Source organism: Mesorhizobium waitakense (assembly GCF_056431085.1).
Genome location: NZ_JBWKME010000089.1, coordinates 38,747 through 63,209, shown reverse-complemented (window position 1 = coordinate 63,209; position 24,463 = coordinate 38,747). Strand labels below are relative to the sequence as shown.

Annotated in this window: 27 protein-coding genes and 1 pseudogene; 18 read left to right on the top strand and 10 right to left on the bottom strand. The window is 62.4% G+C overall.

Annotation, left to right across the window (positions count from 1 at the left end; genetic code table 11):
- Positions 1 to 7: 7 nt before the first annotated feature.
- Both phoU and phoB read left to right on the top strand, forming a co-directional pair.
- The gene (gene phoU / locus AC07FD_RS18800; RefSeq protein ID WP_095089319.1) at positions 8 to 715 is read left to right on the top strand and encodes a phosphate signaling complex protein PhoU; all 708 of its coding nucleotides are present in this window, start codon (positions 8 to 10) and stop codon (positions 713 to 715) included.
- Positions 716 to 734: 19 nt separating this feature from the next.
- Positions 735 to 1,424: a phosphate regulon transcriptional regulator PhoB gene (gene phoB / locus AC07FD_RS18795; protein ID WP_478351067.1), complete on the top strand. Its 690-nt coding sequence runs from the start codon at positions 735 to 737 to the stop codon at positions 1,422 to 1,424.
- Between the two features lie 154 nt (positions 1,425 to 1,578).
- Here phoB and AC07FD_RS18790 read toward each other — a convergent pair whose 3' ends face one another.
- Positions 1,579 to 2,826 (bottom strand): ROK family protein, encoded by a 1,248-nt coding sequence (locus AC07FD_RS18790; RefSeq protein ID WP_478351066.1) that lies wholly within the window; start codon positions 2,824 to 2,826, stop codon positions 1,579 to 1,581.
- A 355-nt stretch (positions 2,827 to 3,181) separates the two neighbouring features.
- On the opposite strand from AC07FD_RS18790, the gene xylF reads away from it, so the two are divergent.
- From xylF to AC07FD_RS18755, 7 genes are all read left to right on the top strand, one after another.
- Positions 3,182 to 4,222 carry a D-xylose ABC transporter substrate-binding protein gene (gene xylF / locus AC07FD_RS18785; RefSeq protein ID WP_095089315.1) on the top strand — a complete coding sequence of 347 codons (1,041 nt, stop codon included), beginning with the start codon at positions 3,182 to 3,184 and terminating at the stop codon, positions 4,220 to 4,222.
- A 149-nt stretch (positions 4,223 to 4,371) separates the two neighbouring features.
- Positions 4,372 to 5,703: a sugar ABC transporter permease gene (locus AC07FD_RS18780; protein ID WP_478351065.1), complete on the top strand. Its 1,332-nt coding sequence runs from the start codon at positions 4,372 to 4,374 to the stop codon at positions 5,701 to 5,703.
- A 15-nt stretch (positions 5,704 to 5,718) separates the two neighbouring features.
- Complete coding sequence (locus AC07FD_RS18775; protein WP_478351064.1) at positions 5,719 to 6,519, top strand: ATP-binding cassette domain-containing protein; 801 nt, start codon at positions 5,719 to 5,721, stop codon at positions 6,517 to 6,519.
- Between the two features lie 96 nt (positions 6,520 to 6,615).
- Entirely contained in the window at positions 6,616 to 6,924 is a 309-nt protein-coding gene (locus tag AC07FD_RS18770) for a putative quinol monooxygenase (RefSeq protein WP_478351063.1), read from the top strand.
- 34 nt (positions 6,925 to 6,958) lie between these two features.
- Positions 6,959 to 7,273, top strand: coding sequence for an EthD family reductase (locus tag AC07FD_RS18765; RefSeq protein ID WP_478351062.1), 315 nt, complete (start codon positions 6,959 to 6,961; stop codon positions 7,271 to 7,273).
- A gap of 63 nt (positions 7,274 to 7,336) precedes the next feature.
- Positions 7,337 to 8,194 (top strand): sigma-70 family RNA polymerase sigma factor, encoded by an 858-nt coding sequence (locus AC07FD_RS18760; RefSeq protein WP_478351061.1) that lies wholly within the window; start codon positions 7,337 to 7,339, stop codon positions 8,192 to 8,194.
- 154 nt (positions 8,195 to 8,348) lie between these two features.
- Entirely contained in the window at positions 8,349 to 9,989 is a 1,641-nt protein-coding gene (locus tag AC07FD_RS18755) for a CHASE domain-containing protein (protein ID WP_478351060.1), read from the top strand.
- 74 nt (positions 9,990 to 10,063) lie between these two features.
- Here AC07FD_RS18755 and AC07FD_RS18750 read toward each other — a convergent pair whose 3' ends face one another.
- The 5 genes from AC07FD_RS18750 to AC07FD_RS18730 form a co-directional block, all read right to left on the bottom strand.
- Positions 10,064 to 10,309, bottom strand: coding sequence for a YMGG-like glycine zipper-containing protein (locus AC07FD_RS18750; protein ID WP_477285106.1), 246 nt, complete (start codon positions 10,307 to 10,309; stop codon positions 10,064 to 10,066).
- An 83-nt stretch (positions 10,310 to 10,392) separates the two neighbouring features.
- Positions 10,393 to 10,719: a hypothetical protein gene (locus AC07FD_RS18745; protein ID WP_478351059.1), complete on the bottom strand. Its 327-nt coding sequence runs from the start codon at positions 10,717 to 10,719 to the stop codon at positions 10,393 to 10,395.
- Positions 10,720 to 10,975: 256 nt separating this feature from the next.
- Entirely contained in the window at positions 10,976 to 12,007 is a 1,032-nt protein-coding gene (locus tag AC07FD_RS18740) for a sensor histidine kinase (protein ID WP_478351058.1), read from the bottom strand.
- Positions 12,008 to 12,193: 186 nt separating this feature from the next.
- The gene (locus AC07FD_RS18735; RefSeq protein WP_027031438.1) at positions 12,194 to 12,358 is read right to left on the bottom strand and encodes a DUF1328 domain-containing protein; all 165 of its coding nucleotides are present in this window, start codon (positions 12,356 to 12,358) and stop codon (positions 12,194 to 12,196) included.
- Between the two features lie 203 nt (positions 12,359 to 12,561).
- The gene (locus AC07FD_RS18730) at positions 12,562 to 13,356 is read right to left on the bottom strand and encodes a response regulator (RefSeq protein WP_457154515.1); all 795 of its coding nucleotides are present in this window, start codon (positions 13,354 to 13,356) and stop codon (positions 12,562 to 12,564) included.
- Between the two features lie 224 nt (positions 13,357 to 13,580).
- On the opposite strand from AC07FD_RS18730, the gene AC07FD_RS18725 reads away from it, so the two are divergent.
- Both AC07FD_RS18725 and AC07FD_RS18720 read left to right on the top strand, forming a co-directional pair.
- Entirely contained in the window at positions 13,581 to 13,784 is a 204-nt protein-coding gene (locus AC07FD_RS18725; protein ID WP_095089301.1) for a NepR family anti-sigma factor, read from the top strand.
- Between the two features lie 3 nt (positions 13,785 to 13,787).
- Positions 13,788 to 14,339 carry a sigma-70 family RNA polymerase sigma factor gene (locus AC07FD_RS18720; protein ID WP_095089299.1) on the top strand — a complete coding sequence of 184 codons (552 nt, stop codon included), beginning with the start codon at positions 13,788 to 13,790 and terminating at the stop codon, positions 14,337 to 14,339.
- A gap of 42 nt (positions 14,340 to 14,381) precedes the next feature.
- On the opposite strand, the gene AC07FD_RS18715 is transcribed toward AC07FD_RS18720, so the two are convergent.
- The gene (locus AC07FD_RS18715; protein WP_478351077.1) at positions 14,382 to 14,702 is read right to left on the bottom strand and encodes a response regulator; all 321 of its coding nucleotides are present in this window, start codon (positions 14,700 to 14,702) and stop codon (positions 14,382 to 14,384) included.
- Positions 14,703 to 14,905: 203 nt separating this feature from the next.
- Between AC07FD_RS18715 and AC07FD_RS18710 the strand changes: the two genes are divergently transcribed.
- From AC07FD_RS18710 to AC07FD_RS18700, 3 genes are all read left to right on the top strand, one after another.
- Positions 14,906 to 15,667 (top strand): Crp/Fnr family transcriptional regulator, encoded by a 762-nt coding sequence (locus AC07FD_RS18710; RefSeq protein ID WP_478351057.1) that lies wholly within the window; start codon positions 14,906 to 14,908, stop codon positions 15,665 to 15,667.
- A gap of 129 nt (positions 15,668 to 15,796) precedes the next feature.
- Positions 15,797 to 16,123 carry an ElaB/YgaM/YqjD family protein gene (locus AC07FD_RS18705; RefSeq protein ID WP_095089295.1) on the top strand — a complete coding sequence of 109 codons (327 nt, stop codon included), beginning with the start codon at positions 15,797 to 15,799 and terminating at the stop codon, positions 16,121 to 16,123.
- 11 nt (positions 16,124 to 16,134) lie between these two features.
- Complete coding sequence (locus tag AC07FD_RS18700; protein ID WP_478351056.1) at positions 16,135 to 16,593, top strand: hypothetical protein; 459 nt, start codon at positions 16,135 to 16,137, stop codon at positions 16,591 to 16,593.
- Positions 16,594 to 16,644: 51 nt separating this feature from the next.
- Here AC07FD_RS18700 and AC07FD_RS18695 read toward each other — a convergent pair.
- Positions 16,645 to 18,164 (bottom strand): annotated as a pseudogene (locus tag AC07FD_RS18695) (sensor histidine kinase).
- Positions 18,165 to 18,340: 176 nt separating this feature from the next.
- Here AC07FD_RS18695 and AC07FD_RS18690 point away from each other — a divergent pair.
- Positions 18,341 to 18,514, top strand: a complete 174-nt coding sequence (locus AC07FD_RS18690) for a hypothetical protein (RefSeq protein ID WP_478351055.1) — start codon at positions 18,341 to 18,343, stop codon at positions 18,512 to 18,514.
- Positions 18,515 to 18,543: 29 nt separating this feature from the next.
- Here the strand turns inward: AC07FD_RS18690 and AC07FD_RS18685 are convergent, their stop codons facing one another.
- Positions 18,544 to 19,464 (bottom strand): diacylglycerol/lipid kinase family protein, encoded by a 921-nt coding sequence (locus tag AC07FD_RS18685; protein WP_478351054.1) that lies wholly within the window; start codon positions 19,462 to 19,464, stop codon positions 18,544 to 18,546.
- Positions 19,465 to 19,705: 241 nt separating this feature from the next.
- Between AC07FD_RS18685 and AC07FD_RS18680 the strand changes: the two genes are divergently transcribed.
- Positions 19,706 to 21,043: a PRC-barrel domain-containing protein gene (locus AC07FD_RS18680; RefSeq protein WP_478351053.1), complete on the top strand. Its 1,338-nt coding sequence runs from the start codon at positions 19,706 to 19,708 to the stop codon at positions 21,041 to 21,043.
- A 66-nt stretch (positions 21,044 to 21,109) separates the two neighbouring features.
- Here AC07FD_RS18680 and AC07FD_RS18675 read toward each other — a convergent pair whose 3' ends face one another.
- Positions 21,110 to 22,717, bottom strand: a complete 1,608-nt coding sequence (locus tag AC07FD_RS18675) for an alkaline phosphatase family protein (RefSeq protein WP_478351052.1) — start codon at positions 22,715 to 22,717, stop codon at positions 21,110 to 21,112.
- A gap of 187 nt (positions 22,718 to 22,904) precedes the next feature.
- Between AC07FD_RS18675 and AC07FD_RS18670 the strand changes: the two genes are divergently transcribed.
- Together AC07FD_RS18670 and AC07FD_RS18665 are read left to right on the top strand one after the other, a co-directional pair.
- Positions 22,905 to 23,837, top strand: coding sequence for a VOC family protein (locus AC07FD_RS18670; protein WP_478351051.1), 933 nt, complete (start codon positions 22,905 to 22,907; stop codon positions 23,835 to 23,837).
- Positions 23,838 to 23,841: 4 nt separating this feature from the next.
- Positions 23,842 to 24,462 (top strand): alpha/beta hydrolase, encoded by a 621-nt coding sequence (locus AC07FD_RS18665; RefSeq protein WP_478351050.1) that lies wholly within the window; start codon positions 23,842 to 23,844, stop codon positions 24,460 to 24,462.
- The last annotated feature ends 1 nt before the right edge of the window (position 24,463 follow it).

Here is a 24,463-nt window from a genome sequence, read left to right as displayed (position 1 = left end):
TAAGATCATGGGCGAACACACAGTCGCTTCTTTCGACGAGGATCTCGGACAGATCAGCAGGCTGATCCGCGACATGGGCGACCTCGCCGGCTCGATGGTCGGCGGCGCCACCAAGGCGCTGCTGAATTCCGACAACGCCCTGGCGCAGCGCGTCGTCTCCGACGATGCGATCATGGACGCGCGCCAGCGCGAGCTCGACGACCGCGCCATCACACTGATCGCCAAGCGTCAGCCGATGGCCGACGATTTGCGCCATGTCGTCGGTTCGATCCGCATGGCCGGCGACCTCGAGCGTATTGGCGACCTTGCCAAGAACATCGCCAAGCGCGTCGGCACCGTCGGCCTCAGTGTCACCCCGCGCGACCTGTCGCACTCCATCGACGCAATGGCGCAGCTGGTGCTGATCCAGGTGCAGGGCGTCATCGAGGAATATACAGCGCGCGACGCCGCGGCGCTGGCGAAGCTGCGCGCCGACGACGAGCGCATCGACGTCAAATACACCTCGGTGTTCCGCGAACTCCTGACCTACATGATGGAAGACCCGCGCAACATCACCGCCTGCACGCATCTCTTGTTCTGCGCCAAAAACCTCGAACGCATCGGCGATCACGTCACCAACATCGCGGAAAATGCGTATTATGTTTTGACCGGTACGCAGCTGCCCGCCAATCGTCCGAAGCAGGACGAGACGGCAATGTCCGCGCCGGCGGCATGACGGCAGGGGTGACCAGTCGATGATCGCGCCACGCATCATGGTGGTGGAGGACGAGGAGCCGCTTGGCGTGCTCCTGCGCTACAATCTCGAGTCCGAGGGATACCAGGTCGAGGTGGTGACGCGCGGCGACGAAGCCGAAATCCGCCTCCAGGAAAACGTGCCTGACCTGCTGGTGCTCGACTGGATGGTGCCAGCAGTGTCCGGCATCGAACTCTGTCGCCGGCTAAGAATGCGGCCCGAGACCGAGCGGCTGCCGATCATCATGCTGACCGCGCGTGGCGAGGAAAGCGATCGTGTGCGCGGCCTCTCGACCGGCGCCGACGACTATCTGGTCAAGCCGTTCTCGACGCCCGAGTTCATAGCCAGGGTCAAGGCGCTGCTGCGCCGCGCCAAGCCGGAAGTGCTGTCCAGTGTGCTCAAGGTCGGCGACATCGTGCTCGATCGTGAATCGCACCGGGTCTATCGCAAGAAGAGCGAGATCCGGCTCGGACCGACCGAATTCCGCTTGCTCGAATTCATGATGCGCCATCCCGGCCGTGTGTTCTCGCGCAGCCAGTTGCTCGACAATGTCTGGGGCGAGACGATCTACATCGACGAACGCACAGTCGACGTGCATGTCGGCCGGCTGCGCAAGGCGGTCAACAATGGCCGCATGCCCGATGTCATCCGCACCATCCGTGGGGCGGGCTACGCAATCCGGGAAGATTAGGGATATGCTGATATTCAGGTGATGCCAGCCCGCGAACGGCAGTTTCCTGCGCTTCCGGTACTCACGGACCCAAATGTCCGCTCCGTTCCGGTTCTCGGAACCCGCCATTCTCGACTCGGCCTGACCTGGATCTCAACACATCCCGGCGCGCTATTCACGCGACGTTCTTGCCGCCAAGGCCGGATCTCGCCTGCGTGCCGGGCGCGAAAATCTCCTGGTCGACGAAGGTCAGCGCCCGCGTGGCGCAGCCTTCGCGGATCAGTGGCAGTTCGTTCGGTTCGGTGTCGAAGGAAATTGATTGCGAATGCTGGCCGCCGGCGGTCTGCGCAATCGCCTCGCGCAATGCCGGCTCGATCAGGTCGAAGGCCGCGGCGCTGGCACCGACCATGGCGACTGGTGCCGGATCGATCAGCGCGAACAGGCTGCCGAGACCGTAGCCGAGTGCCTCGCCGGCCTTGCGGTAAGCCTCGCGCTCGGGTCCATCCGTTTCGCGGGCCGCGGTCGCCAGGGCGCGCATGTCAGCGTCACTCACATCGGCGACCGGTTCAGCGTCCTCACTCATCTGCCTTGCGTTGCGCCAGATGGCGTAGTTGCCGGCATAGGCCTCGACGCAGCCGCGCCGCCCGCAGCGGCACAGCGCGCCGTTGGGCCGATGGATCATATGGCCGAACTCGCCGCCCGAGGAATGGGTGCCGGTGAACAGCTCGCCCTTCAGCACCAGACCCATGCCGATGCCGTGCGACAACAGGATGGCGATGAAGTCGTCGCGGTAGCGATCAGGGTCGCGCCAGCGCAACGCTATCGCCATCATATTGCAGTCGTTCTCCATGGTGGCGGGGATGCCGAACTCGTCCTCGAGTATGTCGGCGAAGGCGATGTCGGTGTGCGGCGTGATCGGTGACCACAGCATGGCGCGGGCACGTGTGTCGGTGATGCCCTGGATCGCCAACGCGATGCGGGCGACACTGCGGACGTCGAGATCGGGGTCTTCGAGACGGCGGCGTACGATGGCAACGCATTCACCGACCAGCGCGTCGCGCGGCATTGTCAGCGTGTCCAGCCGGCGCTGTTCCTCGGCAATCACCTGGCCGGCATAGTCGATGACGGCGACCGAGAGGAAGTTCAGCGACAGCACCACGGTCATCACCGCCGCCGCTTCCGGATTGAGGCCGAGGCCGACCTGCGGCCGGCCGCGTTTGAGCGATCCGGCCTCGCTCGGCTTGCTCTCAGTCAGGATGCCTTCGCCGATAAGGTCGGAGGAGATCGCCGATATGGTCGAATGGCTGAGGCCCGTGGTCGCGGCGATCTCGGTGCGGGACGGCTGTCCGGCGCGGCGCACGGCCGCAATCACCATCGCCCGGTTGCGGCGGCGCAGATCGTCGTGGCGGATTCCGACCGACATGCTTTTTCACATCCTCCCGGTCGCTGCAGCCTTTCGCGCCTCCCGAAGGCCATCAGCGAAGCCTGAAAGCGCGACGCGCTTCAGGCACTTGTTTCTCCGCGTGTCGTTGCCCAAAAACCGCTGCGCACCTTTGGGGCGACATGCGCCAAGCCAAATTCTGGCAGAACCCCACCATCCTGTCATTATTTATTCCGGAGCTCGAAAAAAACTCGGAGAGACGTCAAAATCCATCAGAATCGATGTTGACAGCGTTCGGGCGTTGGATCACTATTTTTTCGAGGCTCGAAAAAATAGAGCCTCTGTGCCGGCCTACGGGTCAGTTTGGTCGCGCCATACGCGGCGCAGGGAGGATATTATGAAAAAATTCACAGCCGCCATCCTGGCGGGTGTCGCCATGTCGCTGACGCTGGTGTCGGTCGCGCAGGCGAAGGACAAGGTCATTGGCGTTTCGTGGTCCAACTTCCAGGAAGAGCGCTGGAAGACCGACGAAGCGGCGATGAAGAAGGCCATCGAGGCGGCTGGTGACAAATACATTTCCGCTGATGCGCAGTCCAATCCGGGCAAGCAGCTCACCGACGTCGAGAGCCTGATTTCGCAGGGCGCCAACGCGCTGATCGTCCTCGCGCAGGATGCCTCGGCCATCGGCCCGGCGGTCCAGAAGGCACTGGACGAAGGCATTCCGGTCGTCGGCTATGACCGGCTGATCGAGAACAAGAACGTGTTCTACCTGACCTTCGACAACAAGGAAGTCGGCCGCATGCAGGCCCGCGAAGTGTTCAAGGTCAAGCCGGAAGGCAACTACGTCTTCATCAAGGGCTCAGGCGCCGACCCGAATGCCGATTTCCTGTTCGCCGGCTCCATGGAAGTGCTCAAGGCAGCCATCGATAGCGGCAAGATCAAGAATGTCGGCGAAGCCTATACGGATGGCTGGCTGCCCGCCAATGCCCAGAAGAACATGGAACAGTTCCTCACCGCCAACGACAACAAGGTCGATGCCGTGGTGGCAGCCAATGACGGCACCGCCGGCGGCGTCGTCGCCGCGCTGACGGCGCAAGGGCTGGCAGGATCGGTTCCGGTGTCCGGCCAGGACGGCGACCATGCCGCACTGAACCGCGTCGCACTCGGCACACAGACCGTGTCGGTGTGGAAGGACGCACGCGAACTCGGCAAGAACGCCGCCGAGATCGCCTCGCAGCTGGCCGCTGGCACTGCCCTGGACAAGATCCCGAACGCTGTGAAGTTCACCACGCCCGGCGGCAACGAGACCAACTCGCTGTTCCTGACCCCGATCGCGATCACCAAGGACAATCTCAACGTCGTCATCGACGCTGGCTGGATCAAGAAGGACGAAGTCTGTGCAGGCGTCGCCGCCGGCACCGTCGCGGCCTGCAACTAAAACCGAACGGGATCCCAGTTCGATCTCAGCGCCGCGGCCCCTGGGCCGCGGCGTTTCTCAAGGGGCATTCCGCTTCAAATGATCGCGGAAAGCAAATAGCATCGTGGTTCCGGCATCCGCGCCAGACGGCAAACCGGTGGGAGGACATCATGACCGACACGGCCTCTAACACGCCTGCCGCGAATACGCCCGCAGACCGGGCGCGTGCATCCGAATTGAGCGCCGTCGGACGCTTCCTCAAGGCGACCGAACTCGATACGCGCATGCTTGGCATGGTCGGTGCGTTGCTGGTCATCTGGGTCGGCATTCATATCCTGTCGGGCGGACTTTTCCTGACGCCGCGCAATCTCTGGAACCTGTCGGTGCAGACTTCCTCGGTCGCGATCATGGCGACCGGCATGGTGCTGGTCATCGTCATGCGCAACATCGACCTTTCGGTTGGTTCCGTCGAAGGCGTGATCGGTATGATCATGGGTGTGGCGCAAGCCGAATTCCTCATTCGCGTCATCGGCTTCCAGCTTGGAAATCCCTGGCTCTGGATCATCGCACTGGTCGTCGGCGTGATGCTCGGTCTTGTGATCGGCGCCTTCCAGGGCTTCATCATCGCCTATCTCGAAGTTCCTGCCTTCATCGTGACGCTAGGCGGTCTGTTGGTCTGGCGCGGCATGGCATGGCTGATCACCAACGGGCGCACGGTCGCGCCACTCGACGCTACATTCCAGTTGATGGGCGGCGGACCGCGAGGCTCGATCGGCGCCACCGCCAGCTGGATCATCGGCATCGTCGCTTGCGTGGCTGTCGCTTTCGCGTTGCTCAACGGCCGGTCGCAGCGCAAACGGTTCAACTTTCCACTGCGCCCCGTGTGGGCGGAAACCTTTCTCGGTGTGGTCAGTTGCGCTGCCATCCTCGGGGCCGTCTGGATCGCCAATTCCTATCCGTGGCCAATCGGCATCGTGCGCCAGTATGCACAGCAGAACGGCATCACCATTCCCGAAGGCGGGCTGTTCATCGCCCACGGCATCGCCATACCGGTACTGATGGCGGTCGCGGTCGGTATCGTCATGACCTTCATTACCAAGCGCACCCGTTTCGGCCGCTATGTCTTTGCCATCGGCGGCAATCCGGAGGCCGCCAATCTCGCCGGCATCAACACCCGCTGGGTGACCATGAAGGTGTTCATGATCATGGGTGTACTAGCCGCGATCAGCGCGGCGATCTCGTCGGCCCGCCTCAACGCCTCGACCAATGCGCTGGGCACGTTGGACGAGCTGCTGGTGATCGCCGCCGCCGTCATCGGCGGCACCTCGCTTGCCGGCGGCTCCGGAACGGTGCTCGGCGCCATGCTCGGCGCGTTGCTGATGCAGTCGCTGCAGTCCGGCATGGTGCTGCTCGGCATCGACTCGCCGTTGCAGAGCATCGTCGTCGGCGCCGTGCTGGTCGTCGCGGTCTGGCTCGATACCGTCTATCGCAAGCGCGTCTAGGGGAGGACAAGGATTATGGCAGACAAGACCGCACCCACCGGCACTGCGCTGATCGATATGCGCAACATCTCGATCGCCTTTGGCGGCATCCGCGCCGTCGACGACGCCTCGATCGACCTTTTCCCCGGCGAGGTCGTGGCGCTGCTGGGCCACAACGGCGCCGGAAAGTCGACGCTGATCAAGATCCTGTCCGGCGCCTACAAGCGCGACGCGGGCCATATCTTCGTCAACGGCGAGGAGGCATCGATCTCCAACCCGCGCGACGCCAAGAAATACGGCATCGAAACGATCTACCAGACGCTGGCGTTGGCCGACAATGTCGATGCCGCCGCCAATTTGTTTCTCGGCCGTGAGCTGATGACCGCCTGGGGTACGCTCGACGACGTTGCGATGGAGGCCGAGGCGCGCAAGGTGATGGGCCGGCTCAATCCCCGCTTCCAGCGCTTCAAGGAGCCGGTGATCAAGCTGTCTGGCGGTCAGCGGCAGTCGGTGGCGATCGCGCGCGCGATCCTGTTCAATGCGCGCATCCTGATCATGGACGAGCCGACGGCGGCACTTGGTCCGCAGGAAACGGCGCAGGTCGGCGAACTGGTCAAGCAGCTCAAGTCCGACGGCATCGGCATCTTCCTGATCAGCCATGACATCCACGACGTGTTCGAGCTAGCCGATCGGGTCTGTGTCATGAAGAACGGCCAGGTCGTCGGCACCGCGCGCACCACCGATGTGACCCAGGACGAGGTGCTCGGCATGATCATTCTGGGTAAATGCCCGCCTGGCGCCATTCCCGGGCCAGGCGCCCTGAAGATCGCCGCCTAGAACTCCAGCGGATCTTCCGAAAAAATCTTTCTACGTCTCGATCCGTTTCTTCCCGTCGGATCGTCCTTGGTGTGTCCGAACAGAAGGAGACATGCCATGTCCGACGAGTCCGTCATCTTGATCAATCTGCTGAAGGTCAAACCCGGGAAGCAGGATGCGCTGATCGCGCTCTTGAAGCTGAATACCGATACGGTGGTCCGCACGCTCCGCGGCTGGAAGACGACCCGGCTGATCGCGGCGCAAGACGGCGCCGGCGTCGTCATCTACTCCGAGTGGGAGACCCCCGCAGCCGTCGAGGCGATGCGCAGCGATCCGCGCATGAAAGCCTATTTCCCGAAGATCTTGGAGCTGGCGAGCCTGGACTCGATCATGGGCTCGGCGGTGTTGAGCGAAACACACAAGTAAGAATGCCTCACACAAGCAACAAAGGAGAACCGCAATGGCTCGGATGGTCGTGATTTACCCGACACCGGAGAACGTCGAGGCATTTGACCGACACTACTTCGAAATCCACGTGCCTCTCGCCAAGAAGATTCCAGGTCTCAGGAAATACGAGGTCAATGACGGCCCTATCGCAACGCCGGTAGGAACCTCCAATGTTCATCGGATCGGAACGCTGCATTTCGACGACCTTGCGGCGATCGAAAAGGCGTTTGCAAGCGCGGAGGGACACGCGGCCGGGGCAGATCGCCGCCTTTTTGCGCCTGACGACTCGGGGGTTCAAATGTTCCTTTTCGACAACAGGGAGGTTTGAACCTCCTCCTCGTCTCGGGCAAAATGGCGACGAAGAGCAGGCAAGCGCGGTAGGTCTCGATAGATGAACGCGAACGAATTCGAGGATCGTCTGAAAGCGCTGCGGCCACGCCTTCACCGCTACTGCGCGCGCATGACGGGATCGGCGGTCACCGGCGAGGATGTCTTGCAGGACGCCCTCGTCAAGGCCCTTTACGCGCGAGCCCAGGGGGCCCAGGTGGACAATCTCGAGGGCTGGCTGTTCCGCATCGCCCACAATGCGAGCCTCGATTTCCTGCGCGACAGGTCCCGGAACACGGTGGTTCCGCTCACCGAAGACGTCGAAGCTGCGCCCATGGCCGAGGCGGACATCGTCGCCATCAGCTTTCAGACGTTTCTACGGCTCCCTGAACTTCAGCGCTGCGCGGTGATCCTCAAGGATGTTCTGGGCCATTCGGTCGACGAGATCGCAAGCATCGCCGGGTGCTCTCCGACAGCCGCCAAATCGGCGCTTCAGCGCGGGCGCGCTGCGCTGCGGCTTTTCGCGCAGGCGCCTGAAGACACAAGGCTGCCGTTGATGTCCGATTCGGACCGGTGCAAGATCGCGGCTTATGTCCATCTGTTCCGGAGCGGCGATTTCGACGCAATCCGCGCCATGCTCGCCGACGACGTGAAGCTCGATCTGGTGAACCGGCTCCAGCTGGAAGGGCGCGACAAGATCGGCCTCTATTTCACGCGCTATGCGCAAGAGACGAAATGGCGATTCGCCCTCGGCGCGGTCGAAGGTCAGCCGGCCATGCTGGTCTTCGACAGCACCGGCCCGATGGAAAGACCCGCGCATTTTGTCCTGGTCGACTGGTCGGAAAGCCGGATCATCGAGATCCGGGATTTCTTGTTCGCTCCCTATGTGCTCGAAGCCACAGATTGGGTGCGGCTGGACTAGCGTCTACAGTACCACTTGGCCGGACGAGCCGTGCCCGGCCGCTGGTTGCCGGTCATGTGATGTGCCAGCTGTCATGATGGCTTGGCCTAGCCATTGTGTTGGCACATCGACTTGCCCATAAAGGTCCGACATTGCCCATGGACCGCATCATCCGTTGAAGAAGCTTTTTCCAATCGTCGCGTTCATCGCCGTTGCGCTGATCAGCATGATGATGGCGGGGTTTGCCTATTTCGCCACGCAGGAAGCTGCCCGTATCAAATTCGAAGCGACGGCCGACGACGCGCTCAACCGGATCGAGAGCCGCATCGACCTGCATCTGTCGCTGCTGCGGTCGACGCAGGCCCTGTTCGATGCCCGCAACGGCGATATCTCGCAGAACGAGTTCAAGGCCTTCTTCAACGCGCTCGATGTCGACAACAATTTCGCCGGCTTGCGCGGTATCGGCTTTCTCAGGCTGGTGAAGACGGGGGACGAGGCGGCGGTCGAACGCGACATGCTGCACGACCTTGGTGTCAGCCATCCGATCTATCCGGACACCACGCAACCCTGGCGCGCGCCCATCGTGATGTTCGAGCCGCTGGATCCATCCAACCAGGCCGCCATCGGCTACGACATGTTCAGCGAACCGGTGCGACGCGTGGCCATCGAAAAGGCAATGTCCGACGATGAGCAGCACGCCAGCGCGCTGGTGCAGCTCGGCCAGAGCACGGGTGCCGCGCAGACGTTCCCGGGCTTCCTGGTCTTCGTGCGGCTCAATGTCGAAACGGCTCCCGATGTCATCAATGTGTCCAGGTCCTCCACGGCCGGCTTTCTCTACGCGGCTTTTCGGGCACGGGACCTCTTCCAGATAGCGCTCAGCCGGTCGCCGCTGCTGCCGGTCAACACGGAAATCTATGACGGCGCTGTGGGTGGCGACAATCTCTTGTTCCGGTCGGAGACGCCGCCAGTGTCATCCTTCGGGGACAGGCTGCTGGTCACCCGCAAGATCATGGTCGCCGGCCAACCGTGGACGGTCCTGTTTCGGCCGACAAGCGCCTTCTCGCAGCCGTCGTCGCGCGCCATTCCGGTGATGCTGGGGCTGTTCGGCTTGCTGCTGGCGGGCGCCATCGCTCTGGTGGCGCGCTATCAGGAGCGGGCCTATGAGGCGGCGTCGCGCTTGCACGAGACGACGGAAAAGAGCCTGCTCGAAAAAGACCTGATGCTGCAGGAGATGAAGCATCGCATCAAGAATTCGATCACCCGAGTGCTGGCGATCGCGCGCCAGACGGCCTCGCGGGCCACTGACGTCAACGAATTTTCCTCGTCCTTCTCGGCCAGGCTGCAGGCGATGGCGGCGTCCCAGGACATGCTGACGCGCTCGCGCTGGCAAAAGGCCGATCTTGGCGATCTCCTGCGCATCGAGCTCGGCCAGGTGTTCGGCAAGGAGCTGCCCGAGGAGCTTTTGTCGGGGCCGGAGGTCCTGCTCGACGAAACCACGACACAGGCGCTCGGCCTGACGTTCCACGAACTGGCGACGAATGCATTGAAGTATGGCGAAGCCGGCAATTCAGCCAGTTCTCTCAAGGGGGATTGGGCGCTCAAGGTCGACTGGTCGCTCGAAGGACGCGGGCGCGACAGGGTGCTGGTTCTCAACTGGCGCGAAACCGGGCAGAAGAAACTCGAAGCACCGGCCAAGACCGGATTCGGCACCAAGCTGATCGACCTCAACGTCACGCGCGAATTGGGCGGCACGATCAACCGCGATTATCGCGATGATGGGTTGAATGTGGAGATCAGGATTCCGCTAACCGGCTAAACGCTGCGTCCAGACGTCAAAAATCCGGAGGCCGGCGGGCCGGTCTCCGGATCGACGTTTCGATTATCGCCGAACTAGTTGCAGCGAGCCGTGTAGATCCGGCCGTGATGATCGCGATACTGGCAATAGCCGTTGCGCAGGTTGCGAACCAGCAGGCCGGAACCGGCACCGACTGCCGCACCGATCAGCGCGCCCTTACCGCCGCCCACCAGGCCGCCGACACCGGCGCCAATCAAGCCGCCGCCAACCACGTCCTTCTCGGTGCTGGTGCAGCCGCTGAGGGCAGCCACCGCAATCATGGCAATAATCATCTTCCGCATAGAGTCACTCCTCACTTTGTGTCCACACTTTGGTAAGCTCCAACAGCCATTTAGCATGAAATGACGGCCTTTGCTGCTGCAATCTATTGTTGGCGAAGATAGTCTTTTTCTGGGCGCGCGGCGTTCGATGCCATCACCGCGTTGGAGATTGCCAGGGAAGCGTCGAGCGTGCCGTCCGGGCGAACGTTCCAGACGATCTGGTCATAGTCGTCTTCCAGCGCCGGATCAACGGCAAGGCACTTGGCGACGATGTGCTGAGCCTGCCCCTGCACGTCGCCCAGCGCGAATGGCCGTTCGGCGACGCATTGATCGGCGGTCTCGAAAACGCTAACCGGCACCTGCAATTCACGGCAGTCGGCCATCGTGTTCGAGCAACCGATGACCAGCAACAATGCAGCGATGTGTTCCATGGCGACATGTCCTCTCGCCATAGTAACGATCTGTAGTCACCAAAGTTCCTGGGCCGCCGGTCAACCAGTGAAATAACGCGGCGCAACGGACAATTCCGGCTTCCGGCTGCAGCCGCAGTGCGGCGGACGTCAGGAGACCAGCTGCAACAGGACGCGGCACTCGGCGCGGCAGGTTCCAGCGGGATCTGGGAAAAACAGAATCCGCTTTTATGGTGAATAGCCGGTTAAGGATGATCCTAGGAGAGGGCGCGGGCGCTCACTCGATCTCGAAATTGCCGTGCGGAACGACAAGGCGGTATTCAAGGCGACCGGGCATTAGCTCCAGGGTCGCCGTTCCGTTCAGGGAGGCGGGCACGACCCGCTCGAGAGCGACACTGCCGAAGCGCTTCTCGCTGTGCTCGACGTCGCTCGCCGGTATCGCTTCGGCCCATGTCAGCGACAGCGCGAGACCGCCGGCAGCGGCGTCGAGATCGGCCGTAACGTCAACGAAGCCGTCCGCACGTGAAAGGGCGCCATAGCTGACCGAATTGACGGCGAGTTCATGCATGGCAAGGCCGATGTGCAGCGCGGCGTTGGGATTGAGATAGGGGTTTGCGCCGCGAAAACGCAGGCCGTGCGACGGGTCCACCCCGTTGCGACCGACCTGGCCCGACACTAGCTCGCGAAGTGCGGCGCCGCGCCAGTTTGAGGAGGTCACCAGATCCTGGGACGAGGCCAGTGATTGCAGCCGACCTCGAAAGCGCGTCAGGAAATCAGCGATGCCATCGGAATAGCGCCCGGTCTGGGTGGCTATGCTTTGAATGATTGCCAGGAGGTTCTTCGAGCGATGGCTGACTTCGCGCAACAGCGTCGTCAGGGTCTGCTCACGGCGCTTCTGATCGGTCGTTTCGACCATGGTGGTGACGACACCTTGCACCGTGCCACCATCGCCATGGTCGGCGTCGACCCAAACCTGAAACCAGCGAAAGCCGTCCTCGGCGGGGACACTGATTTCGAGGCGTTGCGGATTGCCGGATGCGATGACGTCGCGCTTTGCCGCGCCGATGCGGTCGACCTGCGCAGCTGGCAGGATGCCGTTGCCGTCCGCGGTGTCGGAAACCCAGGGCGCACGCATATTGCGCGCCCATACCGTTTTCAGCTCGCGATCCTGATAGAGAACGGAAATGCCGGCATTGTGCAGCGCGTGGAGAAGAGCCCGGCCAAGTTGCATGCCACTTTCGGCGGGATGCAGGGCGATGACTTCATCGCTTGGCACGTCGTCTTTCCTATCTCCGGCCCTGGAACGCATCGCCAATCTGTCCACCCAACTCAGGCTGAACGGCTCACCGCGGAATGGGTTCCAGAGGGCTTCCCGAAAACCCGCCTCCAAAAGCGGTCCGCCGAGCGGTATCCGTTGAAGGATCCCGCCCGGCGGTGGCTGGAAACCGTTTGAGGGGTGCGGCTTCCAGTGTTCGCTCGGATGATCGTTTGGTCCTCACGCCCGTTTGAACAGGCCGGCAAGAAGCGAAATGACCAGGAAAGCGAGAAAGATGAAAAACAATATCTGCGCTATGCCGGCAGACGTGCCGGCGATGCCGCCGAAACCAAGCGCGCCGGCTATGATTGCCACGACGAGAAATACGAGCGCCCAGTAAAGCATGATCCATCTCCTTCGAATGGTGTGATGAAAACGTGGGTAGATGCGGTTTGTTCCACCATTTGCCGAAAAAGACGATGCTTGCCAATCGTTCCAGACAGGGTGGCGCCCGGAATTCGCTGATGACGGGGTCCCGGCATGTCAAAGGCCGCCTGATGCATCGCATCAGACGGCCTTTTGATATCGCGTCGTGCCTGCCGCTGCCCCTACGCGGCGGCTTTCGCCTGGCGATCGAAGAACAGCGCCTGGCTGATCAGAGCCTTGACCATGTCGGGGTTGAACGGCTTGGTGACCAGGAATGCCGGCTCGGGGCGTTCGCCGGTCAAGAGACGCTCGGGGAAGGCGGTGATGAAGATCACCGGCACCGATGTCGACGACAGGATCTCGTTCACGGCCTCGATGCCCGAGCTGCCATCGGCAAGCTGGATGTCGGCAAGCACCATCTTGGGCCGCGTCTTGCCGAACATCGTCACCGCCTCGGCATGCGTGCGCGCCGTTCCGACGACGCGGTGACCGAGGCTCTCGACCATTTCTTCTATGTCCATGGCGATCAGCGGTTCATCCTCGATGATCAGCACGTCCGTTGCCACCTGGCGGGATATTTCGTTGCTTGCCTGGGCAAGCAGCTCTGAAAACTCCTGGTCGCCGGCATCGAGGATCTCGGCCGCCTCGTCTTCACTGAAACCTTCGACGGCTACCAGCAGGAAGGCCTGGCGGGGACGCGGCGCAATCGCGTTCAGATTGGCGGCGGCGCGCTGTTCCCATGGCGACTGCGCCTGCTCCTGCGGGACGCGGATGGCGACCGACGTGAACAGCTTGGCGAACACCTTGTAAAGCGCGATGCGGTCGCTCGAGGCCTCGGGAAAGATATCGATATCGGCGATGATGGCTTCCAGCATCGCGGCGACCAGCGCGTCGCCACTTTCCTGCGATCCGGAAACGGCCCGCGAGAAGCGGCGCAGGAACGGCAGATGTGGAGCGATGGTGGCTGATAAGCTCATGGTAAGACGTCTCCCTCAGAATGACGTGGTTGCATAGAGTGCAGGTCAAGCTGATTGCAAGCCCCGGTCAAACAACGCGGGTCTTGAGAAAAAGTTCCGACCTTGATGGAACTAACGCGCCGGGACGGCGTTTGAAGTTCGGACGGGCAACCAGACGAGGGGGCCGCTTGCGTTGTGTTGAGTAGTGTTAAGAGCGGCTTGGGCGCTGGGAATACAAGGGCAAAATGAAGGATATGACGAAAGATATTCTGGCTGGCGTCGCGGGCAGGCGCCGGAACGGGTCCAGTGACGCACTCGGGCCGAATTCCGAAATCGGACGCAAACTCAAACAATATTACGATGAGCTGGTCTCTGACGATGTGCCGGATCGCTTTGCACAGTTGCTCAGTCAACTGGAACAGGCCGAACCCGCACAGAAGAAGGACTGAAGCATGGCAGCGGTCTCCCAAGGCTTCAAGACCGATCTGCTTGGGGCAATCCCGAGCTTGCGCGCCTTTGCCGTGTCGCTGACGCAAAATGCCGACAAAGCGGACGATCTCGTCCAGGAAACACTGGTCAAGGCCTGGGACAAGCATGAGAGCTTCCAGCCCGGCACCAATCTCAAGGCGTGGCTGTTCACCATCCTGCGCAATGAATTCTATTCGCAGATGCGCAAGCGCGGGCGCGAGGTGCAAGACAGCGACGGTATCATGACGGCCAGGCTGGCCGTTCATCCGGCCCAGCATGGCCAGCTCGACCTGAAGGATTTTCGCGGTGCCCTCGAACAATTGCCGGAGGATCAGCGCGAAGCCATCATCCTCATCGGTGCGTCGGGCTTCTCCTACGAGGAGGCGGCCGAAATCTGCGGTTGCGCGGTCGGGACGATCAAGAGCCGGGTCAGCCGGGCCCGCACGCGATTGCAGGAGATCCTGAAGATATCCGGCGAAGACGAGTATGGTCCGGATGCGATTTCGACCCAGGTCACGGGCTCACCGGCCAACTGAGCTGCGATCGCAAGGTGCGATCCGCAGAAGTTGGATCGCGTCTCAGCCGGGGGAACCCCGCCCGCAGGCCGCCGCCACCGCTTGCATGAGGTCCTCACCCGAATAGGGCTTGCCGACCAGCCTGACGCCCGGAAACGATGTCCTGATTTCATCGGGATCCGAATAGCCCGAGGCAAACACGAACGGCACGCCCGCCGCGCGCAGCCCTGAGGCGAAATCGAGTGTCGAGGCGCCACCCAGCATAAGGTCGACAATGGCGGCGTCGAAGTGCGTGGCGATTTGTCGATCGTCGATCTCGGCCAGATCGCGGGCGATCACCACCTCGCCCGCACCATGATCGCGGCAAAGCTGCTCGACATCCATGGCGATGAGAAACTCATCCTCCAGGACCAGAATCCGCAATCCATCAAGCAAAGGGGACACAGGCAAGGGCTCCTTGTAACGGATGGAGTCATGATCGCTATTTGGCAAGCTGTCATTTAAAAAAGACATGTGCCCGCGCGGAACCTCGATCCGCGCGACGCGTTGGGAGGCAGCCTTGTGCGGGCTTTCGAAGAGGGGTCGAAATGTCGGGCCAGAGCGGTCGTGCTTTCTCCAGTCGCCAGTACCCTTGCGAGAACTGCCCGTTGCGGCCGTTGCCGGTTTTCCGCGACTTCGAAAAGCAGGAACTGGCCTTCATCAGCAAATTCAAGAAGGGCGAACTCGCCGTCGACAAGGGCGCCACGGTCCTGGTGGAGGGGAGCCACAGCGCCCATCTCTACACCGTGCTCTCCGGCTGGGCGTTCCGCTATAAGCTGTTACTAGATGGGCGCCGCCAGATCCTCAACTATCTCATGCCCGGCGATCTGATCGGCCTGCAGGGCAGCGTGATGGGCGAAATGCAGCATTCCGTCGAGGCCCTGTCGCCGATGCTGCTGTGCGTTTTCGAACGCGAGTCTCTCCACGAACTCTACCGCAACCATCCCGGCCTGGCCTATGACATCACCTGGATCGCGTCGCGCGAAGAGCGCATGCTGGACGAGAATCTGCTCAGCCTCGGGCGTCGCAGCGCCATCGAGCGTGCCGCCTATCTTATCGCCTTCATCGGCAGCCGGGCAAAGGTCGTTGGGCTGAACGGCAAGCAATCGGTCCAGATACCGATCACCCAACAGCACATCGCCGACACGCTCGGCCTGTCGCTGGTCCATACCAACAAGACGATCCGCAAGCTGATGGACCGCAAGCTGATTGTCTGGCGCGACGGCGGTTGCGAGGTCACCGATAATGAAGGACTCAAGCAACTCGCCGGCTGGGAAGGGCTGGGCGAGGCGCGACGGCCACTGATCTGACGAAGTGGCTTTTTGTCAGCGCCAGCGGATCGGGTGCACACGCACGCGTTTTCGGCTACTTTGTCCCTGATGCCGGAACCTTGAGACATGCGGCGCGTTTGAAATCAAGCAATCACAAGGAGTTAAGCAATGGCAACTGCCGCAGGAAAGACCGCAACCGAAGGCCCGTCGAATTCAGATCTCGAAGCCGATATCAGGCAATTGAAGGCGGATATCGACAAGCTTACCAAGCAGTTGGCCAAGACCGGCGAGCATGGCTATGGCACCGCGCGCCGTGCTGCCACAGAAGGGGTCGAGCAGTTGCGTGCGCAGGGCGAAGCCGCCTTTGACAGCCTGCGCGGCAATGCCAAGGATATCGAAGCGCAGTTGATGGCGAGCGTGCGCGAAAAGCCGGTGACGTCACTGGCGATCGCCGCCGGCGTCGGCTTCCTCTTCGCGCTCCTCGCGCGTCGCTAGTCGCATTCCAGATGGGAATGCTCGCATCCCTGATTGCAGGTCTGGCATCGGGCGAAACCGCTGCCGCCATGCGCCGGGCGCGCACGGCGGCAATCGTCTATGGGCTCGCCATATCAGTGGCGCTCTGCGGCCTCGGCTTTCTCGTCGGGGCGGCCTATATCTGGACGGCAAGTCGCTACGGATCGCTTGCCGCCGCGCTGGGCTTTGGCGCCGGTTTCCTGCTGCTTGCCGGGCTGATCCTGCTGATTTTCCGGATATCCGCCGGCTCACGTGCCCGGCGCCGGGCACAACAGCGCAATGCCGACATGAAAGCGATCGGCATCACCGCGGCGCTTGCCGTGCTGCCGGCGCTGCTCAAGGGCAAAGGCGGTCTCGGCGTCATTCTGGGTCCGGCCGTGGCGCTGGCCGCCTACGCCATCTACCGCGAAAACGTGAGGCCCGACGATCCGGAAGAAGACGAGCGGAAATGATCTCTTCCGTAAACCGGCTTCAACTTTGCGTCGCGGCCTTTTGGTTCGGCATCATGGCTTTTCACTCGGCAGATCTTCCAGCGGCATCGATATTTCGGCAAACACGCCTTCCGGCCGGAACTCATGGGTCACTCCGCTTGAAATGACCTTGGCAAGGCTGCGGCGGATGAGGATCGAGCCGAAGCCGTGTCGCTCCGGCGGAGCCACTTGCGGGCCGCCGCTTTCGCGCCAGGTCAGCACAAGGCGCCGGGCACCCTTTCTGCCTTGCGTTCTCCAGCCGAGATCAACCTTGCCGGATGCCACCGACAGCGAGCCATATTGCAGCGCATTGCTGGCCAGCTCATGCAGGATCAGGCCAAGCCCGACAGCCTGGTCTGGCGACAGCAACAAATCGTCGCCAGAGATCGTCATGCGCGGCTGGTCGGCGGTGTCGAAAGGCCTGACCTCGATCTGGACGAGTTCGCGGATGCCGATGCCGCGCCACTCGCGGTCGGACAACAGATTGTGCGCGATGCCCAGGGCCTGAAGCCGTGCACCAAAGGCTTCGAGGAATTCGCTCGGCTGGCGGGCATGCCGCACGGTCTGCGTCGCCAGCGCCTGGACGGTCGCCAGCGTGTTCTTGACCCGGTGGTTGAGCTCGCGCAGCAGCAGACGTTGCCGCTCGTCGCCAAGCTTGCGCTCGGTTATGTCGTAGTTGACGCCGAAGATCAGGGTCGGCTTGCCGTCGCCGTCGCGCTCGATGACGCGACCACGCGTGGCGAGCCAGCGCGGTGGATGAAAGCCCTTCACCCGGTATTCGCCGAAATAATCGTCGCTGCCGGTCAAGGCATCGCGAAAGCGGGTTTCGGTCTGGTAGACGTCGCGAGATCGATGGCGGTAAGGATGTCGCGCGCCCGCAGCCGGTTCGATCGCGGCAGGTTGAACAGCTCCGACAGCAAGGTATCGCATTCGATGATGTCGGTGCGGATGTCCCATGCCCAGCTGGCGAGCGAAGCCGCATCGAGCGCGATGGCGCGCCGCTTTTCCTCTCGCACCAGCGCTGCCTCGGCGAGGGCGCCGCTCCGGGTCGCATCCTTCAAGGTGAACAGGCTGCCGGCGAGGCCGGCGAGCGCCTTCAACTGCTCCAGCATGGCGTCGGTCGGATAGGCATGCGGCTTGCGATCGAGCACGCACAGCGTGCCGATGCGGGCGCCTGCCACGATCATCGGCGCGCCGGCGTAGAAGCGGAGATGATGCTTGCCGGTGACCAGCGGGTTGGTCTTGAAGCGTGGGTCCGTCGTGGCATCCGCCACAACCATCGGCTCGTCGCCGGCGGCAATCGCATGGGCGCAGAAGGAGATGTCGGTCGCGGTCTCTGTCTCGTCCAGCCCGACACAGGATTTGAACCACTGGCGCTTATGGTCGACGAGCGTCACCAAGGCGATCGGAACCTGCATCGTCGCCGCGGCAAGGGTGCTTATGCGGTCGAAATCCGGATCGGCCGCCGTATCCAATGCCTCCAGCCCATGCAGCACGGCCAGCCGGTCCTCGTCCTTGACCGCGCGCGCGACTGCGGCCGGCAGATCTGGCACTGTTTCCGCCTTGCTGTTCACTCAAGTCCCCAATGGCCCGTCCCGGCCTGCGCCGCTTCACGCATCTGCCGGCTCATGACCAGCCGGCGTCCCCGGAACCATCCTAGCGAGGAACCGTTACCCGACCGTGTTTCGCCGACCGCGCCAGTTGGCGTAAAACGAGACAAGGACCGATCATGACCAAGATCATCCCCGAAAACAAAGCGCGTCAGGGGCGGTGGGGCTGGCACGGCTTGCGTATCCTGATTGCCGCGCTGCTTCTGGCCTTCGCGGCCTGGGGCATCGCCGAAATCTACGGTGAAATGGCCAAGACACCGGCGACAGAGCAAGGAAGCGCGCCAAGCGGCTAGATTTTCGGCCTTCTTCGTTCGAGATCGCATCAGGCAGCCATCGCCTCTGCGATGCTGGCCGGTACCAGGACATTGAGCGCGCCAGGCCGGATTTCGATCGTCGTCTCCCGGTCGAGCCTGACCAGTTCACCGTCGATGACGGCGCGGAACTTGCTGCTGCCCGAATGGATTTTCAAGACCGTTCGGTCCGCCTGATGGATTTCCACGTGTTCGTTGTCGCGCCATTTGCCCCGTGCCATGTTGAAGAAGAATTTGACCAGTTCGGCACGCTGCTGCGCCACCGTGACATAGACGCCAAGCACGCCGCCCGCCGGGTTGTCGGCGTAGGGCAGGTGGCCTTCGCCGAACAGATTGTTGGTGATGCCGATGCCGGTGATGCGGGCCGCCATCTCGGCGTTGCCGATGCTGAGCGTCACGTTCATTGCCGGTGGATTGTTGATCGTCGCCCAGGCTGCCTTGGCCGAGGCGCGGATCTTTCCCAGGCGCGACCCGAATTCCATTTTTTGGCGCAGTTGCACCATCTTGGCATGCATGCCGATCGAGAACTGATGAACGAAGGGCCGGCCGTTGGCCGTGGCTATGTCGACGGCGATGATTTCGCCGTCGGCGAAGGATTTCAGCGCGGCATCGAGGGACTGCGGGATACCCAGTCCGCGTGCGAACAGGTTCATCGTGCCGGCCGGCAATATGGCAAGCGCCTTCCTGGTGCCCATCAGTCGAGCGGCCGCGGCGGAAATGGTTCCATCACCGCCGCCGGCCAGCACGACATCGACAGAGCGTCGCGATGCAGCGCTGTCGAGCGTCTCCACCACGTCCTTGCCGGCAACGACATCAATGCTGAGGGAGTGACCTGCCGTCTCCAGCGTCTGGCGCATCCTGTCGGAAAAGGCGGCAAGGTCCGTTGTGCGCAAGGTGCCGCCGTCCCGGTTCAGCACCGCAGCAAATCTCATGCCCCGCTCCGCCATTCCATCACGATACGGCCGGGATAGACCCAGCCACAGGCTGAAACGCGACGAAGCGGGAAAGGTTCCGTTTTGAGAAATCGCCGTGCTTCCCCGCTTCTTGGCTTCGCCACAAACGCGAAATGTTTTGTCGGAACAACAGCATGGTCACGACGTTGTGAAGAAGATGCCGCGTCCGGTCTTCAACCGGGCGCGGCCCGTACGAAATCACCCACGAGGAGAGATCATCATGACCCGCAACCTCTTAGCCACGACCGCACTCGCAGCGCTGGTCGTGACCGGGGCCTATGCGCAGAATGCGACATCCCCGGCGCCCGCCCAGACCCCCGCTGTTCAGGAGCCAGCCGCCGCTCCGGTGCGCACCGAAGGCAGCATCGTCACCAACATCATCGGTGAAACCGTCTACAACGGCACCGGCGACGATGCCGAGAACATCGGCAAGGTCAGCGATGTCGTCTTCGACAAGGATGGCCAGGCCAAGTCCGTCGTCATCGGCGTTGGCGGTTTTCTGGGTGTCGGAGCGAAGAATGTCGCCTTCGATTACGACAAGCTGCAATGGGCCGAAAGGAACGGCGACCGCTGGCTGGTTGCCCAGACGACCAAGGATGAACTGACGGCGCAGCCGGAGTTCGACAGCAAGCCTTATGCGCCTGCTACGGCGCCGGTCGCATCGACGGATGCAAAAGCTCCGGCTGCATCCGCGCCGGCTGACACCGCGCAGACACCCGTCGACATGAATGCTGCGCCGGCCGAACCGGTGAAGCGCGCCGACGGCAATCTCGCCACCAACATCATTGGCGAAACCGTCTACAACGGCACCGGCGATGACGCGCAGAACATCGGCAGCGTCAACGACATCGTGCTGACGAAGGAAGGCAAGGCCGAGTCGCTTGTCATCGGCGTCGGCGGGTTCCTCGGCCTTGGCGCCAAGAATGTCACCTATGACTTCGGCAAGGCCCAGTGGGCGGAGAAAAACGGCGACCGCTGGCTGGTGGCCCAGACCACCAAGGAGGAACTTCAGGCGCAGCCGGATTTCAACCGCAAGGCCTATGATCCGGCACCGGCAACGACGGCTTCCAATGAGCCGGCTGCAACCGCACCGGCTGCTGCACCGTCCGATGCCACGGCTCCTGCCGTCGCACCGGCTGACAAGACGGCTGAGGCTCCTGCTGCTTCGACACCCGATGCCTCGGCACCCGACCAGACCCAGACGGCGGCAATCGACAAGTCGACCTTGACCGAGATGCCTGTCGGTGAGATTCGCGCCGACGACCTGAAGGGCACGACCGTCTACGGCGCCAATGATGCCAAGGTCGGCGAAATCGGTGACGTCGTGCTGGCGCCCGACAACAAGACCGACGCTGTGATCGTCGACGTCGGCGGCTTCCTCGGCATTGGCGAGAAGGAAGTCGCGGTCGGCATGGATAATCTCAAATTCATGACCGACAAGGATGGCAGGAAGTACCTGTACACGACCTTCACCAAGGAACAGCTCGAGGCTCAAACTGCTTACGACAAGGGCAGCTATACGGAGAAGCGTGACCAGCAGCGCATGATCGTGCAGTAGGATAGTAGGGCAGTAGGGCAGTAGGGCAGTAGGGCAGTAGGGTGCGGCGCATCCAGGCCTACCGCTCTACTGCCTTGATCCCCTGCTAACATGGCCGGCAACGCCATGCTCGGTCAGTTCGGCCAATGCCAACGACTGGTCGAGATGTTCAGCCCGCCAGGCAAGCAGCCTTTCGGCGAACTCCAGCCGCACGGCCAGGTGGGCCGGATCGGCGGCGAGGTTGTTCAATTCGCCCGGATCGCTTTCCAGGTCGAACAGCAGCGGCGGCAAGTTACCGCCGAAATGCACATATTTGAATTTTTCTGTGCGGATGACGGCGAGATTGCATTGGCGTGAGGCGACGCCGAAATGCCGTTCGGCTTCGCCCTCGGCAATCGAGCGGAAATCGAACTCCCAATGCGCGGCATCGCGCCAGGCTGCAGGGCTCCCGCCGCTCAGGAACGGCTTCAGCGAGCATCCGTCGAGATGCGGTTGTGGGGCTTCGCCGAGCAGGTCGAGAAGCGTCGGCAAGATGTCCACCGCTTCGGTGAACAAATCGACGCTGCTGCCGGCAGCCTCGCCGCGACGCGGGTCGCGGATGATCAGCGGAATGTGGTAGCTGCCGTCGAAATAGCCGCCCTTGCCCAACATGAAATGGTCGCCCATCATCTCGGCGTGGTCCGAGGTCAGCACGATGATGGTGTCGTCCCACGCGCCTGCGGCCTTGACCGCTTGCCAGATACGGCCGAGCTGCGCGTCGACCTCCGAGATCATGCCGTAGTAGATCGCGCAGATGCGACGAAAATCGTCGCCGCTCCAATCATGCACCTTGCCAATGGCCTCGGGACGGAACTTGGCCTGCTTCTGCCGGCCGAGATCATAGGCGAGATAGGGGTGGCTCTCCGCTTCTGCTTGCCAGTTCGCTGCACGGTGGAAGGCAGGACCGGCAGCCGGATCATACAAATTGTTGTATGGCTCGGGCGCGATGAAGGGCGGGTGCGGGCTGATGAAGGAAAGATGGGCAAACCATGGCGCATCGTTCTCCTGCTCGCCGAGCCAACGCGTGAATTCGCCGGTCAGGAAGGCTGCCGGGGTTTCATCCTTCGAGTAAACGGGCGGTGCGTTGCTGACGACGGCCTCGGCCTTGCCGCCGTTGCTCACCGGGCGATGGATATCCGGCGATCCGGCGCCGGTATCGATGCCTCGCTGCTTGAGCCAGGACAGCCATTGCTTCTGATGCTCGGGCAGCAACTGGCGCACCGTGAATCCAGGCAGCACGCCTTCATAGCTTTGCAGCCGCGGGTCGCCCGGCGCCAGCAGGCGTGGGTCGAGCGATACGTCGGTGTAGCCGAACAGCGTCGGATCATAGCCGAGGCTGCGGGCATGCAGCGCGATGTTGCCGTGACGGGCGTCGAGCGGCGTGCCGTTGCGGCAGACGCGGTTGTTCATCTGGTAGAGGCCGGTGTAGAGGCAGGCGCGGGCCGGCGAGCAGGGTGCCGCGCCACCATAGTGCCGCTTGAACAGCACACCCTCGGCGGCCAGCGCGTCGGCATTCGGCGTCTTGACAACCGGATGGCCGGCAGCCGACAGGCAATCGCCGCGCCACTGGTCGCATGTGATCAGAAGAACATTCGGGCGCCTGGCTTTTCCGGTCACTCGCGATACCCTTATCCTGTATGGTCGAATGCCGCTCATGGAACCGAATTCCGGCGATGGCGCAAGCCTGACACGGTCGTCAATTGGTGAACGAAGTTATTTGTATTGTTCACTTTTAAAGCACAGTCCATTCTGTGTTTGCCGCCTTTGCCGCAGACTATGGAGCCCTCATATAGGCGTGGACAGCGGCAAGGGCCGCACAAGCACCAAGGGAAGGAGCAAGACAATGCTCGATCAGATCAAGGGCCTGCATCACGTCACTTCGATGGCCAGGGATGCCCGCCAGAACAACGAGTTCTTCACCAGGAAACTCGGCCAGCGCCGGGTCAAGAAGACCGTCAATTTCGACGCGCCTGACGTTTACCATCTCTACTATGGCGACGAGGCCGGCACGCCGGGTTCGGTGATGACCTATTTTCCGTTTCCCAACATTGGCAAGGGCCGTCATGGCGTCGGCGAAGTCGGCACCACGGTCTACTCCGTGCCGGAAGGCACGCTCGCCTATTGGGAAAAGCGCTTTGCCGATGAAGGCGTCTCCGGCGTGTCGCGCGACGAGACATTCGGCGAGAAGCGCCTGGCCTTTGCCGGACCGGACGGCGATGGTTTCGCCCTGGTCGAGGACAAGGCCGACGCCAGAAAGCCATGGGCGAAAGGCGGCATCCCCACCGATGAGGCGATCCGCGGCTTTCACTCCGTGTCGCTCAGGCTGAAGGATGGCGGCGCCACCGAGGAGCTGCTGAAGTTCATGGGCTACGAGGAGATCGACAAGTCCGGAAATGTCCGGCGGCTGGCGGTGAAGAACGGCAATGGCGCCGACGTCGTCGACATCGAATCGCTGCCGGGTGCCGCTTTCGCCGATCTCGGCGCGGGCTCCGTCCACCATGTCGCCTTCGCCGTCGAGAACCGCGCCAAGCAGCTCGAAGTGCGCAAGGCGCTGATGGACACCGGCTATCAGGTGACGCCGGTGATCGACCGCGATTATTTCTGGGCGATCTATTTCCGCACGCCGGGTGGCGTGCTGTTCGAAGTCGCCACCAACGAACCGGGTTTCGATCGCGATGAGGATACCGCTCATCTCGGTGAGGCGCTGAAGCTGCCGACGCAGCACCAGCACCTGCGGCCCTATCTCGAACAGCATTTGCAGAAGCTGGAAGGCTGAGACCATGAGCAAGGACACTTACACTTACAAGGTGCTCCCCGGTTCGCTGGGCGGTCCGCTGCTCTTCGTCTTCCACGGCACGGGGGGCGATGAAAACCAGCTTCTATCGCTGGGGCGCGATCTCTCGCCCCAGGCAACCATCATCTCGCCGCGCGGCGATGTGGCGGAACATGGTGCGGCGCGCTTCTTCCGCCGCACCGGCGAGGGCGTCTACGATATGGACGATTTGGCGCGGGCAACGGACAAGATGGCCGGCTTCATCAAGGCCCATATCGAGGCGGCGAAGCCGTCATCCGTGTTCGGCCTCGGCTATTCCAACGGCGCCAACATCCTGGCCTCGGTGGTGTTTGCCGCGCCGGCGATGTTCGATGCCACGGCGCTGATGCATCCGCTGATCCCGTTCGAACCCGAGATCAACGGCAGTCTCGCCGGCCGTCACATTCTCGTGACCGCCGGCAGGCGTGATCCAATCTGTCCGCCGAACCTGACCACGCGGCTTGAAGCCTATTTGCGTGCCGACGGTGCCGATGTCACAGTGGCGTGGCATGAAGGCGGGCACGAGGTGCGGCCAAACGAAATCGAGGCGGCACGGCATGTCTTTGCCGGCGCCATCCAGGGAGTATAGC